This window comes from Chryseobacterium sp. Leaf394, from assembly GCF_001424105.1.
Taxonomy (GTDB): Bacteria; Bacteroidota; Bacteroidia; order Flavobacteriales; family Weeksellaceae; genus Chryseobacterium.
The window spans coordinates 104968-123818 of sequence record NZ_LMQH01000010.1 but is presented as its reverse complement, the minus strand read 5'-3'; the positions used below and the strand labels follow the sequence as shown (position 1 = coordinate 123818).

21 protein-coding genes are annotated in these 18851 nt (G+C 35.7%); 17 read left to right on the top strand and 4 right to left on the bottom strand.

From position 1 onward, the window contains the following. Positions 1-17 precede the first annotated feature (17 nt). Complete coding sequence (locus tag ASG21_RS19990) at positions 18-209, bottom strand: hypothetical protein (protein WP_128414207.1); 192 nt, start codon at positions 207-209, stop codon at positions 18-20. A 291-nt stretch (positions 210-500) separates the two neighbouring features. Between ASG21_RS19990 and ASG21_RS03325 the strand changes: the two genes are divergently transcribed. Beyond that, on the top strand, positions 501-770 hold the full coding sequence (locus ASG21_RS03325) for a hypothetical protein (protein ID WP_056075861.1): 270 nt from the start codon (positions 501-503) through the stop codon (positions 768-770). 102 nt (positions 771-872) lie between these two features. Here the strand turns inward: ASG21_RS03325 and ASG21_RS03320 are convergent, their stop codons facing one another. Together ASG21_RS03320 and ASG21_RS03315 are read right to left on the bottom strand one after the other, a co-directional pair. Further along, the gene (locus ASG21_RS03320; protein ID WP_056075858.1) at positions 873-1196 is read right to left on the bottom strand and encodes a hypothetical protein; all 324 of its coding nucleotides are present in this window, start codon (positions 1194-1196) and stop codon (positions 873-875) included. An 80-nt stretch (positions 1197-1276) separates the two neighbouring features. Further along, the gene (locus ASG21_RS03315) at positions 1277-4189 is read right to left on the bottom strand and encodes a M16 family metallopeptidase (protein ID WP_056075854.1); all 2913 of its coding nucleotides are present in this window, start codon (positions 4187-4189) and stop codon (positions 1277-1279) included. A gap of 241 nt (positions 4190-4430) precedes the next feature. Here ASG21_RS03315 and ASG21_RS03310 point away from each other — a divergent pair, with 241 nt between their 5' ends. The 7 genes from ASG21_RS03310 (at position 4431) to ASG21_RS03280 (ending at position 10236) form a co-directional block, all read left to right on the top strand. Beyond that, entirely contained in the window at positions 4431-4835 is a 405-nt protein-coding gene (locus tag ASG21_RS03310; RefSeq protein ID WP_056075851.1) for a hypothetical protein, read from the top strand. A 50-nt stretch (positions 4836-4885) separates the two neighbouring features. Beyond that, positions 4886-5884 carry a BtrH N-terminal domain-containing protein gene (locus tag ASG21_RS03305; RefSeq protein WP_056075850.1) on the top strand — a complete coding sequence of 333 codons (999 nt, stop codon included), beginning with the start codon at positions 4886-4888 and terminating at the stop codon, positions 5882-5884. A 19-nt stretch (positions 5885-5903) separates the two neighbouring features. Beyond that, a complete protein-coding gene (locus ASG21_RS03300; protein WP_128414206.1) occupies positions 5904-6293 on the top strand; it encodes a hypothetical protein in 390 nt (129 codons plus the stop codon). Positions 6294-6315: 22 nt separating this feature from the next. Next, positions 6316-7071 (top strand): ABC transporter ATP-binding protein, encoded by a 756-nt coding sequence (locus ASG21_RS03295; protein ID WP_056075844.1) that lies wholly within the window; start codon positions 6316-6318, stop codon positions 7069-7071. After that, positions 7061-8323, top strand: a complete 1263-nt coding sequence (locus ASG21_RS03290; RefSeq protein WP_056075841.1) for an ABC transporter permease — start codon at positions 7061-7063, stop codon at positions 8321-8323. Before ASG21_RS03295 ends, ASG21_RS03290 begins: the two co-directional genes overlap by 11 nt. Before the next feature lie 303 nt (positions 8324-8626). Next, positions 8627-9046 (top strand): acyl-CoA thioesterase, encoded by a 420-nt coding sequence (locus ASG21_RS03285; protein ID WP_056076540.1) that lies wholly within the window; start codon positions 8627-8629, stop codon positions 9044-9046. A gap of 56 nt (positions 9047-9102) precedes the next feature. Continuing rightward, positions 9103-10236 (top strand): beta-ketoacyl synthase N-terminal-like domain-containing protein, encoded by a 1134-nt coding sequence (locus ASG21_RS03280; protein ID WP_056075838.1) that lies wholly within the window; start codon positions 9103-9105, stop codon positions 10234-10236. A gap of 43 nt (positions 10237-10279) precedes the next feature. Here ASG21_RS03280 and ASG21_RS03275 read toward each other — a convergent pair whose 3' ends face one another. Then, entirely contained in the window at positions 10280-11182 is a 903-nt protein-coding gene (locus ASG21_RS03275; protein WP_056075835.1) for a hypothetical protein, read from the bottom strand. A 399-nt stretch (positions 11183-11581) separates the two neighbouring features. Between ASG21_RS03275 and ASG21_RS03270 the strand changes: the two genes are divergently transcribed. From ASG21_RS03270 to ASG21_RS03230, 9 genes are all read left to right on the top strand, one after another. Next, on the top strand, positions 11582-11821 hold the full coding sequence (locus ASG21_RS03270; RefSeq protein WP_056075832.1) for a hypothetical protein: 240 nt from the start codon (positions 11582-11584) through the stop codon (positions 11819-11821). Further along, positions 11818-12357 carry a hypothetical protein gene (locus tag ASG21_RS03265; protein ID WP_056075829.1) on the top strand — a complete coding sequence of 180 codons (540 nt, stop codon included), beginning with the start codon at positions 11818-11820 and terminating at the stop codon, positions 12355-12357. Before ASG21_RS03270 ends, ASG21_RS03265 begins: the two co-directional genes overlap by 4 nt. A gap of 88 nt (positions 12358-12445) precedes the next feature. Then, a complete protein-coding gene (locus ASG21_RS03260) occupies positions 12446-12703 on the top strand; it encodes a phosphopantetheine-binding protein (RefSeq protein ID WP_034963026.1) in 258 nt (85 codons plus the stop codon). Between the two features lie 81 nt (positions 12704-12784). Further along, a complete protein-coding gene (locus ASG21_RS03255; RefSeq protein WP_056075826.1) occupies positions 12785-13981 on the top strand; it encodes a beta-ketoacyl-[acyl-carrier-protein] synthase family protein in 1197 nt (398 codons plus the stop codon). Beyond that, positions 13981-15042 (top strand): beta-ketoacyl synthase N-terminal-like domain-containing protein, encoded by a 1062-nt coding sequence (locus tag ASG21_RS03250; RefSeq protein WP_056075823.1) that lies wholly within the window; start codon positions 13981-13983, stop codon positions 15040-15042. The genes ASG21_RS03255 and ASG21_RS03250 overlap by 1 nt, the downstream gene beginning before the upstream one ends. Positions 15043-15093: 51 nt before the next feature. After that, the gene (locus ASG21_RS03245) at positions 15094-16860 is read left to right on the top strand and encodes a WG repeat-containing protein (protein WP_056075821.1); all 1767 of its coding nucleotides are present in this window, start codon (positions 15094-15096) and stop codon (positions 16858-16860) included. Positions 16861-16874: 14 nt separating this feature from the next. Next, on the top strand, positions 16875-17624 hold the full coding sequence (locus tag ASG21_RS03240) for a polysaccharide deacetylase family protein (RefSeq protein ID WP_056075817.1): 750 nt from the start codon (positions 16875-16877) through the stop codon (positions 17622-17624). Beyond that, positions 17624-18250, top strand: a complete 627-nt coding sequence (locus ASG21_RS03235) for an outer membrane lipoprotein carrier protein LolA (RefSeq protein WP_056075814.1) — start codon at positions 17624-17626, stop codon at positions 18248-18250. The genes ASG21_RS03240 and ASG21_RS03235 overlap by 1 nt, the downstream gene beginning before the upstream one ends. After that, positions 18216-18851 carry a hypothetical protein gene (locus tag ASG21_RS03230; RefSeq protein WP_056075811.1) on the top strand — a complete coding sequence of 212 codons (636 nt, stop codon included), beginning with the start codon at positions 18216-18218 and terminating at the stop codon, positions 18849-18851. The genes ASG21_RS03235 and ASG21_RS03230 overlap by 35 nt, the downstream gene beginning before the upstream one ends.

Here is an 18851-nt window from a genome sequence, read left to right as displayed (position 1 = left end):
ACTAATGGAACTTTAGTTTATTCAAATTCGGGCTTCAGATTGTTTACTGTCAGTATTTTGAAATCATTCGCTTTCAGTATTCCATTTTCTTTACTATTCATGATCAGATTAAACTTTAAGTTCAAAAAATTATCCAGCGCTATCAGAGCTTCAATAATTCTAAATGCCCTCGTGTTTTTAACTGTTTTGCTGTTTTCTGTGATTGCCATTTCATTTTCGAATATTTATTTTGAGCATTTCGCCAGCTTTCCAAATACTATTGCCAATCGTTATCCTGGTTATTTGGCTGATACAGTTCATTTATCTTTGATTTCAGGTCTCACAATTTCCTTCATAGCTCTATCACTTTATCCGGATAAAGTTTTAAACAGAGTTTTTAAATTTATTTAAAGATTTTATTTAATTATTGCAGAACATCTTCCGGATGGAATTAAACAGACACCCTTTGAAATAGCGTTTATATTGATTAAATTCTCAATATATTTGGAAAAAATAAAAGTATGAATGTAAAAGTAAGGTTCTATTCCTACGACATCGAATTTGAGTTTAAAAACTATGTTGAATTTCCTGTAGTACCTGCAGTTGGCGATGAGGTTAATCTTATTTCATTCTTTAAGTCTGAGACTTCTGAAAGATTAGAATATGTAAAAAAAATGGAAGATCTCAGTCTGTACGAAAATGCTTTGGTTACTGAGCGTACCTGGTGCAGAGATCTAGAAAAAGATGAGGTGTATTTATTGATTCACTTAAAGTATAAGAGGAGAAAGTAAGAACTGCTTCAATTTCCTAGTTACAACATAGCTGCCCAATTTTGAGCAGCTTTTGTTTTTATATTTAAAACTTGCTTATGTAAGCTTTAACGATATTTTTTATCATTGATCGATATTCAGGCTAGCCAAAAGCTTTCTGCTTGTAAGCCGGACTTTCTCCCATAAATCGTGTTTCAAATGGTGCGTGTAGAATAATTTTTTAATATCAATTTCTTCAATTAAATCTTTCAGCTCAGTAAACAGAATTTTGATCTCTTCATTATCTGAATAATTTTCAATCATAAATGAAGCATCTTCAAAATCCAAAAGAAGTTCTTCTGTATGAGCATATTGATCATCTTTAAATAAATTGTGTATGTATTTTTCCTGCTCAGACGAATCTCTTGAAAGACTTGTAAGCGATTGTATCAGTAAATTATCATTCATCAGTTATTAAATAAAATTCAAATTAAATAAAAAAAGTGAGACATTTCTGCCTCACTTCAAACAATTTATATTAATGAAAATTAATATCCAAAGATTTCTTCCAGGGTAACTTCTTTGAACTCACCCATTTTGTTGATTGATTCCATATTCAGGTTTTCTTTTTTCCCGATGATGGCGGTGTTGTACTTCAACGGTTTAATTTCTTTGTTGTAGAAACTTGTCAGTTGAGGCAACGTCAGATTTTGAATTTCATTATAGTAATCTTTTCTGATATCGTAATCTACGCCAAGTTTTTTCAATGCCAGTTGGTTGTAGAAAATATTGGTTCTGTTGATTCTGTTTGATGCAATCTGCTTCAATGCTGAACCTTTAGAATTCTCAAACTGCGCCGGGATCTGAGGAAAATCTGCCATCAAATCATTCATTGCGTTTACTGCAAGAGGTAATTTGTTTGCCTGAGTTCCGATGTAGTTGGTCACATAGTTAGGATGATCTTTTTCAGAAGCCGTTCCATAAGAAACGTAAGCAGAATACGCCAATGACTTACTCTCTCTGATTTCCTGAAAAACGATAGAAGACAGTCCACGCCCGAAGTACTCGTTAAATACATTTGATTTTCCGAAGTCTGCAAGGTTTACATTGCTTCCTTTTGCCACTTTCGCCATTTCCATCTGCACCATATCATAAGCTGTGAAATATACTTTGCCTTCAGTTGCCGGCTCTGCATATACCTTAGCTTTCGCAGGCTGCAGTTTGGTGTCTGCAATAAATGGTTTCACTGCTTTTTCAAGACTTTTCTGATCTTCTCCGTATAAGAAAACTTCGTAAGGATATTGGTTTAAAGTCTTGATTTTAGACATCAGATCGTTAACGTTGATACTTTCCAGACGTTGTTTTGTGATAATATCAGTCATTCTGGAATCCTTTCCATATTTAGCATAATTGGAAAGTGCTGCCATAATTCTTGCTTTATCTTTTTTGGCCACTTCTCTGGATTCCAAGATTGTTTTTACCGTCTGGTCATAAATTGCTTTGTCAGCTTTTACGTTGGTAATCCAGTGGTTCAACAGTTCTACTCCTTTCTTCATATTGCTTTCCAGCCCGCTCAGATAGATGATCGTCTGGTCATTTGAAGTTCTGAAACCGTTGGAGATTCCTAATTTATAGAATTCTTCTTTTAACTGTTCAGGAGTATATTTATCGGTTCCTAAATATTGTAAAACGCTTACCCCAAGGCTCAGTTCTTTATCATTATCTGTTCCGAAAGGGAAAATATAGTTGACCTGAGCTACTTTGTTATATTTGTTTTCAACGAAACTTATTTTCTTGTCTTTGATCTGCGAAGTGGCGATGGCAGTTTTGTAGTCAATAAACTGAGGTTTGATGTCTCCTGCTTTTGTTGCCAGTAGGTCTTTAAGGAAAGGCGACTGCGCTTCTCTGTTCAGTTTAATTGGTGTGATGGCAGGGTTCTGTACGCGAACCAATTTATCATTCACTCCTTTTTCTTTATAAACAACTACATAATTGTCTTTGAAAAACTCGTTGGCAAATTTTACAATATCTGCTTTGGTAATTTTTTCATAATCATTGATCTCGTCTAATTCCTGCTGCCAGGTTCTTTCGTTGATGTAAGCATTGTAAAGCGTTGTTGCCAAACCGTCGGCAGTTTCCCAGCCTTTCATACGCTGTACTTTCATATCGTTGACGATGGCTTTCAGCATCCAATCCGGGAACTGACCTTTTTTAACTAAATCTAACTGCCCAAGCAATAATTTTTTAGCCTCATCAAAGCTTTGCCCATCTTTCGGTACAACATACATTGTAAATGCACCATAAGTTTTGTAAGGTGATTCGTATGCTCCTGCGCTCAGCACTTTCTGTTTTTGGCTGATGTTTAAATCGATCAAACCAGCATCACCGCTGTTACTCAGAATTTCAGCAACCATGCTGGCCATTCTTGCATCTTTGGTTCCGTATGAATCAGATCTCCAGGCCATAGTCATTCTTGGTGCAGACGGACTTTTTACAGTTCTGCTTACCACCTGCGTCATTGGCTCCTCAGAAACCATTTTCTTCATCGGAAGTTCTTTGTATTTGAATGACCCGAAGTATTGGTCAACTAATTTTATCGTTTTGTCGAAATCCAAATCTCCTACCAAAACTACTGCCATGTTGTTAGGTACATAGTACGTATCAAAATACTTATGAATAGCTACCATTGAAGGACTTTTCAAATGCTCTGACGTACCGATTGTCGTTTGCTGACCGTTCGGATGCTTAGGGAAAAGCGCCTCCATTAAAGTATAATTTACCAAACGGCTGTCGTTATCCTGAGCTCTGTTAAATTCCTCATAAACCGCTTCCAGTTCTGTATGGAAAAGTCTTAAAACCAATTCTGAGAAACGTTCTTTTTCAACTTTAAGCCACTTCTCCAACTCATTAGCCGGAATATTGTTTTTGTAAACCGTTTCGTCTAACCAGGTGTGAGCATTAGTTCCCGTGGCTCCCAAAGAAGAAATTGCTTTGTCATATTCATTGGCAATTGCAAATTTTGAAGCTTCCTGAGAAACATCATCGATTTTCTTATAGAGTGCTTTTTTCTTTTCAGGATCTTTTTCTGCTTTATGCTGTTCGTAAAGGTCAGAAATCTGCTGCAGCAAAACCTTCTCCTTTGCCCAGTCCTGAGTTCCCAGGTGAGAAGTTCCTTTGAAAACCATGTGCTCAAGGTAGTGCGCCAATCCTGTATTGTCGCCCGGATCGTTATTTGAACCTGTTCTTACCGGAACATAGGTCTGGATTCTCGGAGCATCGTCGTTTTTTGCGAGATAAACTTTTAATCCGTTTTTTAAAGTATAGACTCTCACTCCCGCCTGATCATTTTTCACAGTTTCATACGTATAACCCTGACCGTCAGTCACTGTCTGCGTATCAAATTTCTGCGCCATTGCGTTGATCATGAAAAAGAATGAAAGAGAAATAAAAACTTTCTTCATAGTTGAATTTATTAAATCATTTTAATTGGTAAAATTAGTCCAAAAATTAAAGTTTTTGTTACAGTCTTTAACTTTATATAAATAAATAACTACAAACAGAAACAATCTTTATAAAATCCAGGACATTATCATCTGGACATTCCATTATCTTATGTCCTGCATTTTTATTATTTTAGCACATCGAAAAATCAGTACAACAGATGCTTGAAATATCATCTGAATTTAACATTAATCTTCCCGGATGAAAAAACAAGACATTCCACAAGACGAAAGTAATTTGCAGTCAGCAAATATGACCGAAATGTTATATGTGACTGATGAAAATAACAATTATACCACAGCACAAAGCATCGGTTGGGAAGCTAAAAAAGCGGCCTTAGATGAATCTATGGCACTCATTAACGAAAGAATTGAAGAAGCGAAACAAAATGTGGCGAATAATGTCGTGAGCCCCATCATCTATTTTATGGAACTCAATAAAATGGATTTGCAGGTTCTCGCGGCATACGTCGGAAAGTGGCAATGGACAGTCAAACGACACGCAAAACCGAATATATTTAAAAAACTCAGCGATTCTACTTTGAAAAAATACGCCGACACGTTCGGAATTTCAGTAGATGAATTAAAAAACTTCAATGGTAAATAAACCTTTTAGGTTTCAAAAAACTGTAAGGTTTAATAAAATCCAGACTTATAATGAAGATCAATTTCGAACACCACCAGACAGCCCACTGCGAAAACGGTGTTGCCTCCAATCTATTACTCAACAAAGGATTAAAACTCAGCGAACCCATGATTTTCGGAATCGGTTCCGGATTGTTTTTCGTGTATCTGCCGTTTCTAAAAGTGAACTTTGCGCCGGGTTTCAGTTACCGACCAATGCCGGGAGCTATTTTCAGTAAAGCGGCAAAAAGACTGGGCATCAAAATCAAAAGAATTAAATTTTCAAACCCGAAGGAAGCGCAGGCTGCTTTGGAGAAAAATTTAGAACAAAACATTCCGACAGGTTTACAAGTTGGTGTTTTCAACCTAACATATTTCCCTGAAGAATATAAATTCCATTTCAACGCCCACAATCTTGTGGTTTACGGAAAAGAGGACGGAAAATTCCTCATCAGCGACCCTGTGATGGATTTCGCAACCACGTTGACCGAGGCTGAACTTGAAAAAGTTCGGTACGCAAAAGGTGCACTTGCTCCGAAAGGTCATATGTACTTTCCAACGCACATTCCAGAGAATGTTCATCTGGAAGAAGCTATCAAAAAAGGAATTAAAGACACCTGCAAAAACATGTTGGCTCCCGTTCCATTAATTGGCGTAAAAGCAATGCGTTGGGTGGCGAAAAGCATCCCGAAATGGGCTGACAAAAAAGGTACGAAAGTGACCAACCATTACCTCGGACAACTCATCAGAATGCAGGAAGAAATCGGAACCGGCGGTGGCGGATTTAGGTTTATTTATGGTGCTTTTTTGCAGGAGGCCTCAGTGATTCTTAAAAATGAAGAATTGAAAGAATTATCTAAAGAAATTACTGCAATCGGTGACCTTTGGAGAGACTTTGCCGTGGATATTGCAAGAGTTTACAAAAATAGAAATTCGAAAAGCGATATTTATAATCAGCTTTCAAAATCGATGTTGCATATCGCAGATTTGGAGGAGGCATTTTACAAGAAATTGAGAAAAGCGATTCGTTAACAAAGAAATGAACTCAAGCATGATATTTAAATTTTTAACTCCAATTTTTATCCTCTTTTTTGCAACTTATTCTTCTGCGCAATCGGAAAAATTAGATTATAAAAATTTGTTGATTGGAAAATGGGAATATAATATTGCTTATGATACAATTGCAGTTGTAGATGATGGAAAAAATCGTTCTGAAAATTTCTTTTTTACTGATATGAAGATATCAAAAGATAAAATAAAAATTTCAGATTACAATGAAAAATTGGATGGACATTGGGAACTAAAAAACTATAATCAACTTTTCATTTATCTTAAAAATAAAAAAGTTTTAAAATACTCTATAACAACGCTAGATAACGAAAATATTGAGTTACAAATTTTTGGGTTTCCAATTCCCACTTTAGGATTTAAAAGGAAATAGAGCTATAAAATTCAGAAATCGGATGTCAAACCCCATCATCGAAATAAAAAACCTCTACAAGAAATACAAAAACTCGGAAGATTTTTCGGTTAATGATATTTCTTTGAACATCGATAAAAACGAAATCTACGGAATTCTCGGTCCCAACGGAGCGGGGAAAACCACTTTGATTTCTATGCTTTCAGGTTTGATTAAACCGACCTCAGGAAGTTTTACCATCAATGGTTTGTCGCCTAAAAAAGACAATTCGAAAATCAAACAAATCATCGGCGTTGTTCCTCAGGAATATGCGCTCTATCCGACTTTAACGGCGAAAGAAAATCTTTTGTTCTTCGGAAGTCTGTATGGTTTGAAACACGATTATCTTCACAAAGCCATTGATGAAGCTTTGGAATTAATGGGCTTAACGAAATTTGCCAATAAAAAAGTCGACCAGTTTTCAGGCGGAATGAAACGCCGTTGCAATCTGATTGCAGGAACGCTTCACAACCCAAAAGTTCTATTTCTGGACGAGCCGACTGTTGGCGTTGATGTTCAATCCAAAAAAGCCATTATCGATTATCTTTTAGATTTAAATAAAAAAGGAACGTGCATCATTTATACCTCGCATCACTTATCTGAAGCTGAGGAATTCTGTACAAAAATCGCCATCATCGACCACGGAAAAATCCACGCAACGGGAACACCGGAAGAATTGGTAGAAAGAGTTGCCAATGCGGAAAACCTGGAGGATGTTTTCATTTCATTAACCGGAAAAGAATTGAGAGATGTTGTATAAATTGTGGAGAAGTTTCATCAAGGAAATTCAGTTATTGAAGCGAGATTCGGGCGGAATTGTTATCATCTTTCTGATGCCGTTGCTTTTGATTATTACAATTACTTTAATTCAGGATTCGACATTTAAAAATCTGGAAGGTTCGAAAATCCCGATTATTTTCATCGATAACGATAAATCTGAAGTTTCGAAAGTCATCAAAAAAGAACTCGAAACCAGCAAAACATTTGAACTCGTCACCGACTACAACGAAAAATCGGCTGAGAAAGCTGTGTTCACGGGAGATTATCAGATGGCCATCGTCATTCCAAAAAATCTGACGAAAGATTTAAATTCAAATATCGATTCCAAAGTTCAGACCGTCGTTAGTTCGTTTGGTTTGGAAACCGATTCGACCACGACAAAAGCTGTTGCTTCAAAGGCAAAAGACATTCATCTCTATTTCGACCCCGCTACCAACGCAGGTTTCAAAAATTCTGTGATGAATGCCATCAACAAAATGGTTTTCGAAATCGAGAATAAAAAAATCTACAAAGCCTTCCAGGACCAACTCGGAACAACGGAAGACCTTGAAAATAAAAGCCTGATTACTTTCAAAGAAATCACACCAAACAAAGGCAACGAAGAAGTGATGCCAAATTCCGTGCAACACAACGTTCCTGCGTGGGCGCTGTTCGCGATTTTCTTTATTGTGGTGCCACTGTCGATTAATTTAGTCAAAGAAAAAAGTCAGGGAACGAGCGTAAGAGTTCGCGTGAGCCCGACGCCGTATTACATTCACATTTTAGGAAAAACATTCACCTATCTCATCATTTGCGTCATCCAGTTTTTGCTGATGGTTGCAGTGGGAATCTGGCTTTTCCCGCTAATGGATTTACCTCAGTTTGATGTTTCAGGAAAAATGTTTCATCTGCTTATTGTGACTCTTTTTGCAGGATTGGCAGCGATTGGATTTGGAGTTTTAATTGGAACCGTTTCAGATACTCAGGAACAGTCGGCGCCGTTTGGAGCGACTTCGGTTGTAGTTTTGGCGGCGATTGGCGGAATTTGGGTTCCGGTTTTCCTGATGCCTGAATTTATGCAGAAAATTGCGCAATTTTCCCCGATGAACTGGGGCCTGAATGCCTATTACGATATTATTTTAAGAAACAGTGGCATTAGCGAAATTGCCAAAGAACTGATTTTCTTATTTTTATTTTATATTGCGATGGTCAGCATTTCTTTATTGTATGAGAGGAAACAAAATAGTGTTTGATTCAACATTGTAAAGATTTTTAGGAGCCGGGAACCTGCTGTCCACTATATCTTTTTTGTCATTGCGAACGAAGTGAAGTTATCAATTGAACTTATCAGCAATCGCAATGACAAAAAAGGATGCCGTTCCCATCAGGGCTAGGGATTTCGTGGAAAATTCACGTTTTGTCAACCCTAACCAAAAGTCAAAATTTTGGCAAAGTTGAAAGTAGAATATAAATGAACCAACAAAACATATTTTGATTATAATTGGTGACCTTTGTCAAAACCTTTGTGCCCATTGTGGTTAAAAAAAGAAAACAAAATGCAGTCTAAAAATTTAACCTGTACCGAAGAAGTACGCGTCCGGTTCAACGAGACAGACCCGCTGGGAATCGTCTGGCACGGGCATTACATCGTGTATTTTGAAGACGGAAGAGAGGCTTTCGGAAGACAGCACGGTTTGACCTATCTCGACATTCAGAAAGCTGGATTTATAACGCCGATTGTGAAAAGCACTTGCGAGCATTTTCTCCCTTTGAAATATGGCGAAACCTTCAATATTGTAACGACTTTCGTAAATTCTGTTTCGGCGAAATTGATTTATAAATACGAGATTTTCAATCAGCAAAATCAATTGGTTTGCAGTGGAGAAACCATTCAGGTTTTTCTGGATTCTGAAAATAATTTATGCCTGTACAATCCCGAGTTTTTTCAGGCCTGGAAAGATAAAATGGGATTATAGTTGGCGATTGGCTATTAGCTTTAGGCTTTTTAAAATATGAATCGAAAATTTCATAAATGAACAAAGAAATTTACATTACAGATTACAACTGCGTCACGCCTTTGGGTTTTGATGTGAAATCAAACTGGGAAGCACTTTTGGAAGGAAAATCTGGAGTGGCTTTGCATAAAATTATCGACAATCACGAAGCTTTCTTTGTTTCTAAAATTGATTCTGAGAAACTAGAAGAGAAATTTAATAAACACTTCGACAATCAGGATTTCACAAGACTTGAAAAAATGTTTTTGTTGAGTCTGAAACCTTTGGTAGAAAGACATTCGATTTCAGATGACACTGCTTTTATTCTTTCAACAACAAAAGGGAATATCGGTTTATTAAAAAACGAAAACACTTTGCCGGAAGGCGTTTATCTTTCAAAATTAGCTCAAAAACTCGCAGATTTTTTTGGATTTAAAACCAAACCGATTGTCGTTTCCAATGCCTGTGTTTCCGGAGTGATGGCGATTTCTGTGGCGAAAAATATGATTCAGGCAGGACAATATAAAGATGCTTTTGTGGTCGCCGGAGATGAGATTTCCGAGTTTGTGATTTCGGGTTTCAATTCTTTTCAGGCAATCGGAAGCGAACCCTGCAAACCTTACGACAAAAACCGCAACGGAATTAATCTGGGCGAAGCAACTGCAAGTGTTTACATCACTTCAGAATTAAATCAGTACGAAAAATTTAAGTTTAAAGTTCTGGGCGACTCAGCGATTAACGATGCGAATCACATTTCCGGACCATCGAGAACCGGCGACGGACTTTTTGCGAGCGTACAAAATGCAATGAAAGAAGCAAAAGTTTCTGCAGAACAAATCGATTTCATTTCCGCCCACGGAACGGCAACCCTTTACAACGACGAGATGGAAGCCATCGCTTTCAACCGTATGGATTTGCAAAATGTTCCACTGAACAGTATGAAGGGTTATTACGGACATTGTCTCGGAGCTTCAGGACTTTTGGAAAGCATTATTTCTATGGAATCGGCTTTGAAAAACACTTTAATTCCATCCAAAAACTTCGAAGAAATGGGTATTTCTCAGGATTTGAATATTATAAAAGAAAATCAGTCTGCAGACATCAAATATATCTTGAAAACCGCTTCGGGTTTTGGAGGTTGTAATGCGGTAGTGGTTTTGGAGAAATGCTAATAAACCAAAGAACGCTTTCAAAATTTCGAAAACGTTCTTTGGTTTATTTTAGTTCATTAGCAATCATTATTTTTTCATTTATAGTATTATGCCAAAGTAAACCGGTTGGAGCATGATAATAATTGTCTGAAGAAATTTTAGGTTTTAATCTGAAGTAAAAATCATAAGATCCTCCTACAATTCCTTTATCGGGAATATATAAAAAACGGTCAATACCACGATGCTCATTATATCCGTCATGAGCCCACCAACCGTCAAATGTCCAAAATTGATATGCTTTATTGCCTTTAACGGAATATTCTTTTGATAAATAGTTTCTAAAACCGTAAGAATTACTTAAATCTTTTCCGAGAATACCTTCCCGGACATCCATTATAAAAATTTGATTAGGAAATTGTTTTTTAAAACTCTTTTCCATCTGTTTTATGGTAACTTTATTCTCTTGCGTATTGATTGTTCCATAGGTCGTAACCATTGGGGATTTTAAAGCTGAGATACTAAAAAACTCTGTTAAGCATTGTTTAGAGACATAATACATACCATTTTCTTTTCTTAAAAATTTATATTCTAAGGTCTTTTTTTCAGGAGTATTATCCAATCCCCAATTATCATAAAGCTTTTGCAGATCATCTTTAGAAAAAATCTTTTCTCTCACTTCATCATAATCTATCAGCATCCAATTATTACCTCTTTCATTCATTCCAGGAAGTATGATTTCATCGAGATCTGGTAATACAGATAATAGTAATATATTATTTTTAGATATATAGATGTTATACATATTAATATTTTTTTTAATATTATATATATCTTTAGTGTCTAAAGTGTATTCTTGTACCTTAAAGTCTCTCTTTAAATCATCAAGAAAAAAAAACTCTTGAGCATGTAAAACTGATGATGAATAAAAACTGATTAAAAGCAATGTTAATTTTAAAAAAAATCTCATAAGTATTAATTTAAGAGCATTTAGTACATTGGTGATCCCTTGCTGTAGTATTTCTTACGTTACTGTTTAAACTTCCTGCTCTGGCGTTAATATGATTATACCTGCTCTGGCCATTGCGACAACTACATCTTGAGGCAAACTGGTATTAGATGCTGAAAGTATATTTTGCAGTATGGTTAAAAAAGATACCATTGTTCATGACCGTCAACACAACCAAAAAAAACATAGTGATATTGCAAAAAGAAAAATGAATTTATTTTTTTTATATTAAGTATTTAAATTCAAAGATAATTTAAAATCATTTATAAGTGATAATTAATTTTTTTTAAGTATCTCAAATGAGGAACAGATCTTGGAACATAAAATTATTCGTACTTTTAAATAATTAAAGTTTAGAAAATGGAATCTGCAGAAATAAAAAAGAAAATTCACGATTTTGTCGATATTGCCGATAAAAGAATTTTAAATATTTTCATACGAATTATTGAAGCTGAAGAGCAGGAAGATAATTATCCTGCGGTTTTGAGCTCAATTTATAATCAAATTGAAAAAGAACTCCAAAAACACTTAAACGTAAAAACAGATTCTCAAACTTGGGAAGAGGTAAAAGAAAGATTAATGCAGAAGTTTAATCAATGAAGAAAACACATATCTGCAACATAGAAAGCTCAAAAATAATCCTCGACGACCAAATTATTTTTGAATCCGAAACCGAAAATTTCTCAGACTTTGCAAAAGAAGCTTACAAAACTTTAGAACTGAACTATCCAAAATTTCATAAGATGGATAATCTCAGCAAACTCGCTTTTCTGGCATCCGAAATGATTTTGAAAAACGATGACCACAGCAATACTGCTTTGGTTTTTGCCAACAAATCCTCAAGCCTCGACACCGATTTCAAATATCAGGAAAGCATTAATTCCGAGGAAAATTATTTCCCGAGTCCTGCCGTTTTTGTGTACACTTTACCGAATATTTGCGTCGGTGAAATAAGCATTAAACATAAAATGCAGACCGAAAATGCTTTTTTCGTTTTAGATGAATTTGATGAAAAATTTTTGAATTCATACGCGGCACAGATTCTGCAATCAGGGAAAGCTGAAAAAGTCTTGTGTGGCTGGGTCGAACTATATCAGGAAAGTTATAAAGCTTTTGTATATTTGCTAACTACGTAATTTAACAATATAACAGTATAACAATGTAGCACTACTTCAGTTCCAATTGGTAAACTGATACATTGATACATTGGTAAATTTTTGAAAAATGGAAGATTTAAAATTAGAATTAAAAAACAAAATCATAGAAGTTCTTAATCTTGAGGACGTTGCAGTAGAAGAAATCAAAGATACTGACCCACTTTTCGGTGGCGGTCTTGGTTTGGATTCTATCGACGCTTTGGAATTAATCGTACTTCTAGACAAAGACTACGGAATCAAATTATCAGACCCGAAAAAAGGAAAAGAAATCTTCCAATCCATCGAAGTGATGGCAAAATACATCGAAGAAAACAGAACAAAATAATTCAATCTAACAATGTATCAATCTAGCAATGTACCAATATTGTTACACTGTTAAATTGATACATTGGTACATTATAAAGGGATGAGTCAAAAAATTGCCATTACAGGGATGGGCATCATTTCCTCCATTGGTAACAATGTCGGGGAAAATTTTATTTCGCTTATGACCGGTAAACACGGCATTTCAGACATCGAACTGTTTGAAACACGCCACGCCGGAAGCATCAAAACAGGCGAGATAAAATTGTCTAATGAAGAACTTGTGCAGAAACTTCAGCTGGATGAAGATAACAATGTCACAAGAACCGCTTTGTTGGGAATGGTGGCCGCAAAAGAAGCGGTAGAAAGCGCCGGAATTTCGGATATCAACGACTACAAAACCGGACTCATATCCTCCACCAGCGTGGGCGGAATGGACATCACCGAAAAGTATTTCTACACCTACGAAGATTTCCCTGAAAAGCAAAAATACATCGACGCTCACGATGCCGGAAATTCATCTTTGGCGATTGCAGAAATGTTGGGACTGAAAGGAATGGTTTCTACCATCAGCACAGCCTGTTCGTCTGCAGCCAATGCAATTATGATGGGCGCAAAACTCATCAAAAACGGCGTTCTTGACCGAGTGATTGTCGGCGGAACAGATTCACTTTCGAAGTTTACTTTGAATGGTTTTAATACGCTGATGATTCTCACAGATTCTTACAACACGCCTTTCGACAACGACAGAAAAGGTCTGAACCTGGGCGAAGCAGCCGCTTTCCTGATTTTGGAATCTGATGAAATTGTCAAAAAAGAAAACAAAAAAGTGCTCGCTTATCTTTCTGGTTATGGAAATGCCAACGATGCACACCACCAAACCGCATCCTCGGAAAACGGACAAGGCGCTTTTTTAGCAATGGAAAAAGCTTTGAAAGTTTCAGGTTTAAAAAAAGAAAACATCGATTACATCAACGTTCACGGAACGGCGACTCCGAATAATGATTTGTCTGAAGGTATTGCGATGATTCGGATTTTTGGTGAAAACCAGGTTCCGGAATTCAGTTCTACTAAGGCGTTTACTGGCCATACTTTGGCGGCAGCGGCGGGAATTGAAGCGGTTTATTCAATTTTGGCGATGCAGAACAATTTGATTTTTCCAAATTTAAATTTCAAAACTAAAATGGAAGAATTTGATTTGACGCCGGTTACCGAACTGAAAGAGAAAAATATCAATCACGTACTTTCCAATTCATTTGGATTTGGCGGAAACTGTTCAACTTTAATTTTTTCTAAATAATGAGTGCAGTTTACATCAACAGTGTCGCCTGCATCTCGGTTCAGGACACTTTAAACGAAAATTTTTTCGACACTTTAAAACCTGAAAATTCAGTTCAGATTTTAAAAGCCGTCGAGCCCAATTATAAAGAATTCATTCCGCCAGCGATGAGCAGAAGAATGTCTAAAACAGTAAAAATGAGTTCCGTAGCTTCCACAAAAGCGTTACAGGAAGCAGGAATTGAAAAACCCGATTCCATTATTGTCGGAACCGGAATGGGCTGTTCTCAGGATTCTGAAAAGTTCCTGAAAAATGTTTTGGAAAACAATGAAGAATTTCTGACGCCAACTTTTTTCATCCAATCGACACACAATACAGTTTCCGGGCAAATTGCTCTGGGATTGCAATGTCACGGCTATAATTTCACATACGTCAACAGTTCATCTTCACTCGAATTTTCAATGCTGGATGCGAAACTTCAGATTTTGGATGGTGAGGCAGAAAATGTTCTTGTCGGTTCAACAGATGAACAAACGGACAGAACGATGGAGCTCTATAAATTGAGCAATTCCATTAAAAAAGAAGAAAATCTTCCGGTTGATTATTTAAATTCAACGACGGAAGGTGTGATTTGGGGCGAAGGCTCAAGCTTTTTTGTTTTAGGAAAAGACAAAACTGAAGCTTCTTATGCACAATTAAAAGATATTCAAATTGTTAACTCATTAGAACTTAATGAAATTCAACCATTCATTGAAGATTTTTTAATTAAGAATAATTTGAAAAATGAAGAGATTGATGCTGTTATTTTAGGTTTCAGCGGAGATTCAGAATCGGATGATTATTACAAAAATGCATCGCAATTGTTTCCAAATTCTTCATTACTTTATTATAAACACTTGAGTGGAGAATTCAATACAGCAAGCGGTTTTTCTACATTTATGGCCTGTCAGATTCTGAAAAATCAGGTGATTCCGGAAGTGATGAAAATTAATGATATGAAAAAAGAAAGCATTCAAAATATTCTTCTCTACAATCATTTGGGAGGAATTGACCACAGTTTGGTTTTGCTGGAGAAAGCATAAAAAAACAACAGATAAAACTGTTCAAATAAAAAACACAAAAACAAAGGTGAAATGTCACACAGAATTTACATTTACAATGCATCAAATCCATCGGATGCCAGTGAAAGTGATGTGATGATGGTAGAATGGGGCTATGACGTCCCTCTGCTTCTTCAAAGTCTCTTCACGGGTGAAGGTTTTGTTGCAGGAAATATTTACAATGACCACACAGAGCCTGATAATTTCGGGCTTTATTTTGATGCTCAAGCTGGTATTGAAAATTTTAAAAAGCTCTATGAGTTTTTAGAAAATTCAAATCTAATTGACGATTTCGAAAAATTTTCGGAGGCCAAAGAGAATTTATTCAATTATCTTGACAAGCTGAAGCAACCCTATTTCCATATCGATGCATGGGATGTTTTCAATATGAACGATATCTCGCATGAGGAACAGGCACAGCAACTTTTAAAAGATATTCAACATAATAATAACGTTTTTCATCAGGCTATAGAAGCTAATGATGCGACTTTGCTGGATGCCAAGCAATTCACCACTGAATCAATTTTAGGATTTAGCAATTTCAGGGAACTTTTGAATTATGTAGACTACGATTACGGTTGGAAACATATCTGGCAGGAACATATCGAGCCAAATCAAGTGGAAATTTTCGAAGAAAATGAACTTTGGGGACTTAAAGATGAAAATGGAAATGTACTAATTCAGCCGTTTTACGACGCATTTTATGCGTATGATTACTATACAGACCTTGCCGTAGTTGTGAAAAACGAAAAGTATGGCTATGTAGATAAGCGAGGTGAAGAGATTATTCCCTTAATTTTTGATGATGCGTACGATTTCGAAATTTATCAGACAGCCATTGTAAAGACGGGCGAAAAATTTGGACTGATAAACTTGAAAGGTAAAGTTGTTCTCGAGCCTTTGTATGAAGAAATGATTTTTTTGGAAAATGACGGCAACAACGAAATTTTCACTGCAAAACTCAACGACAAATACGGCCTGATTACATCTAACGGCGAAGTGAAAATTGATTTTATATCCGACAATCCGTTTGAATCTAAAACGAGTTATTTTAACACAAAAGTAAACGGGCAAAAGGCGCACAAAATCTTCACCAGAAATTTTGTCTACGTTGGGGATTATCCTGAAAATGCACTTGAAGGATTGAGCTATAATCATATTTTGGTAAAGCCTCACAAAAACCAGCAGAAACACAAAATATTTGGTTCAAAAGGAAATCTTTTGGTGGATGACTTTGATAAAATCGTTAGAACAGACTATCTTCCCGAAGCTTTGGTCATCCTTAAGAACAAAAAGAAAGCTCTTTTACATCTCGCCACAGGTGACTTACGTTTAGATTTCGAATATGACCAGATTTCGGAGATGGTAATCCTGAGCAATAGTTTGGACTCAGATAAAATCCTTAAGGTAGAAAAAGATGGTTTGCTTGGTGTAATAAATTCTGGCGTTCCAGATGTATGGATTGTTGAAATGGAAAATTACAATGACGCTCTGTTTTTATCTAAAAATATTTATGCTTTAAGAAGAGGCGATTTCTGGGCTCTAAAATATTTGAATGAAGATGAGCCATTAACTTTTGAATATGATTTAATTTGCAGAAAGCCTTTATATGATAGCGTTGCATATGCATTTTATGGCAATAATGTTTATGTTGTAAAAGAAGATGGTTTGGAGTTTGCAAATGCTTACGAGGTTTTGGAGGATGTAAAAGACGATTATTCAATATATTATTTTGATGCGTATGCAAAAAAGAAATTGTCTGAATACGTGAAAAGAGAAATTGGCGAACAGCCAGATTAACTGATAATTTAAAAATGAAGCACTACCCATTTATCATCTTCTATCTTTTCCTGAATGCCTTTGTTTACGCATTTCAGGGAACAGTTTGGGTATATATCTTTTGTTTCATCCTTTTTTCAGCAGTTGTTATCTGGGGTTCGTTTGACATTCAGTTGGGATATTTTGTTAACAGTTTCACTCATAAGCGGACAAAAATCAAAGAAGTCGCCTTGACTTTTGATGATGGACCGACAGAATTTACTCCGAAATTTTTAGATGTTTTAAAAGAAAATAACATCAAAGCTACCTTTTTCTGCATCGGAAAACAGATTAAAAAATATCCTGAAACGTTCCAAAGAATCGTTGCAGAAGGCCATACAGTGGGCAATCACACTTTTTCACATTCAAATAATACCGGATTTTTATCGACTTCAAAAATGATTGAGGAAATTAAAAAATGTGATGATGTAATGTTGAAAATTGGCAATATTAAAACCAATTTGTACCGTCCTCCTTTTGGAGTGACCAATCCGAATATTGCAAAAGCCATTACGAAAACCGCGAAAAAAAGCATCGGCTGGAATGTCCGTTCACTGGACACGGTGATTCCGGATGAGAAGAAAATTTTAAAGAAAGTAACCAAAAATTTAAAAAAAGGAAGCATAATCCTGCTTCACGACACTTCTGAGAAAACGTACAATGTTTTGGTTGATTTATTGTTATTTTTGGAGCGTGAAAAATATTCAACTTTCACGATTGATTCAATCATTAAATCGGAAAAATAATGTTTAAAAATATAGCTTTCTTCGCCTTTTTATTAATTTCAGGTTTTGTTTTTGCCCAAACTACGGCAATGACGGGTGCCGAATCCAAAGCATTTGTGACAAAAATTTCTGCTGAAACAAGGGAAATTAAAACCTTGCAAAGTGATTTCGTTCAGACAAAAAAAATGGATTTTTTAGATAAAAACATTGTTACGCAGGGACGAATGTCTTTAAAATCGCCAAATACACTAAGCTGGAAATACACAAAACCCTATCAATACAGCATTATCTTTAAGGAAAACAAAATTTTCATCAACGACCAAGGGAAAAAATCGTCGGTAGATGCAAAGAGTAAAACGTTTGAAAAAATCAATAAACTGATTGTCGGAAGTTCAAACGGAAAAATGTTCAGCGACCCTGAATTTTCTGTGGTTTATATGAAAAATTCAAATTCAAATATCGCGAAATTTACCCCGAAATCTGCGCAGTTGCTGAAGTACATTAAGCAAATCGAACTTCATTTTCCTAAAAATCAGTCGACAGTTTCTCAGGTAAATATGACCGAGGCTTCAGGAGATACTACAAATATTGTTTTTAAAAACACCAAAATCAATGCGCCGATTCCTGCTTCTGAGTTTTCTTTATAGCTCATTTTTGTTGCTGATGTTTTCGTGCAAAACGTATCAGCTGACAGATGCAAAACCAATTTCAAACTCCGAAAAAGAAGTTGAAAATCTGTACTTTTCTTCAAACGAAGATTATGTTTACAAATGCCAAATGGAAGTTTACGGCAACGACATCAGCGGAATTCTTATCATTAAAAAAATCTCTGAAACCACACACAGGGTTGTGATGACCTCAGATTTTGGAAACAAAATGATTGATTTTGAAATCTCTGAAAATGATTTTAAACTGAATTATGTTTTAGAAGATTTAAACAAAAAAATGGTAATCAATTTTCTGAAAAATGATTTTCAGGAATTATTAAGACAAAAATATCCTGTTGCCGAAAGTTTTGAAAATGAAAACTCAAATATTTTCAGATCAGAATTAAACAGGAAAAATTACTATCTGTATTTTAACAAAGAAAATTCTCTTCTCACGCAAATTGTTTACACCAGGAACAGAAAGGAAAAGATCAATTTTAGTTTTGAAGCTAAAAAACCTACTTTTGCAGAGACGATTCATCTTAAACACAAAGATTTTAAGATCGATATCAAACTATTTCAAATAACCGAAACAGAATAA

Coding starts and splice junctions, on each gene's coding strand:
- ASG21_RS19990 (WP_128414207.1), bottom strand. CDS start 209: ATGGCAATCACAGAAAACAGCAAAACAGTTAAAAACACGAGGGCATTT.
- ASG21_RS03325 (WP_056075861.1), top strand. CDS start 501: ATGAATGTAAAAGTAAGGTTCTATTCCTACGACATCGAATTTGAGTTT.
- ASG21_RS03320 (WP_056075858.1), bottom strand. CDS start 1,196: ATGAATGATAATTTACTGATACAATCGCTTACAAGTCTTTCAAGAGAT.
- ASG21_RS03315 (WP_056075854.1), bottom strand. CDS start 4,189: ATGAAGAAAGTTTTTATTTCTCTTTCATTCTTTTTCATGATCAACGCA.
- ASG21_RS03310 (WP_056075851.1), top strand. CDS start 4,431: ATGAAAAAACAAGACATTCCACAAGACGAAAGTAATTTGCAGTCAGCA.
- ASG21_RS03305 (WP_056075850.1), top strand. CDS start 4,886: ATGAAGATCAATTTCGAACACCACCAGACAGCCCACTGCGAAAACGGT.
- ASG21_RS03300 (WP_128414206.1), top strand. CDS start 5,904: ATGATATTTAAATTTTTAACTCCAATTTTTATCCTCTTTTTTGCAACT.
- ASG21_RS03295 (WP_056075844.1), top strand. CDS start 6,316: ATGTCAAACCCCATCATCGAAATAAAAAACCTCTACAAGAAATACAAA.
- ASG21_RS03290 (WP_056075841.1), top strand. CDS start 7,061: ATGTTGTATAAATTGTGGAGAAGTTTCATCAAGGAAATTCAGTTATTG.
- ASG21_RS03285 (WP_056076540.1), top strand. CDS start 8,627: ATGCAGTCTAAAAATTTAACCTGTACCGAAGAAGTACGCGTCCGGTTC.
- ASG21_RS03280 (WP_056075838.1), top strand. CDS start 9,103: ATGAACAAAGAAATTTACATTACAGATTACAACTGCGTCACGCCTTTG.
- ASG21_RS03275 (WP_056075835.1), bottom strand. CDS start 11,182: ATGAGATTTTTTTTAAAATTAACATTGCTTTTAATCAGTTTTTATTCA.
- ASG21_RS03270 (WP_056075832.1), top strand. CDS start 11,582: ATGGAATCTGCAGAAATAAAAAAGAAAATTCACGATTTTGTCGATATT.
- ASG21_RS03265 (WP_056075829.1), top strand. CDS start 11,818: ATGAAGAAAACACATATCTGCAACATAGAAAGCTCAAAAATAATCCTC.
- ASG21_RS03260 (WP_034963026.1), top strand. CDS start 12,446: ATGGAAGATTTAAAATTAGAATTAAAAAACAAAATCATAGAAGTTCTT.
- ASG21_RS03255 (WP_056075826.1), top strand. CDS start 12,785: ATGAGTCAAAAAATTGCCATTACAGGGATGGGCATCATTTCCTCCATT.
- ASG21_RS03250 (WP_056075823.1), top strand. CDS start 13,981: ATGAGTGCAGTTTACATCAACAGTGTCGCCTGCATCTCGGTTCAGGAC.
- ASG21_RS03245 (WP_056075821.1), top strand. CDS start 15,094: ATGTCACACAGAATTTACATTTACAATGCATCAAATCCATCGGATGCC.
- ASG21_RS03240 (WP_056075817.1), top strand. CDS start 16,875: ATGAAGCACTACCCATTTATCATCTTCTATCTTTTCCTGAATGCCTTT.
- ASG21_RS03235 (WP_056075814.1), top strand. CDS start 17,624: ATGTTTAAAAATATAGCTTTCTTCGCCTTTTTATTAATTTCAGGTTTT.
- ASG21_RS03230 (WP_056075811.1), top strand. CDS start 18,216: ATGCGCCGATTCCTGCTTCTGAGTTTTCTTTATAGCTCATTTTTGTTG.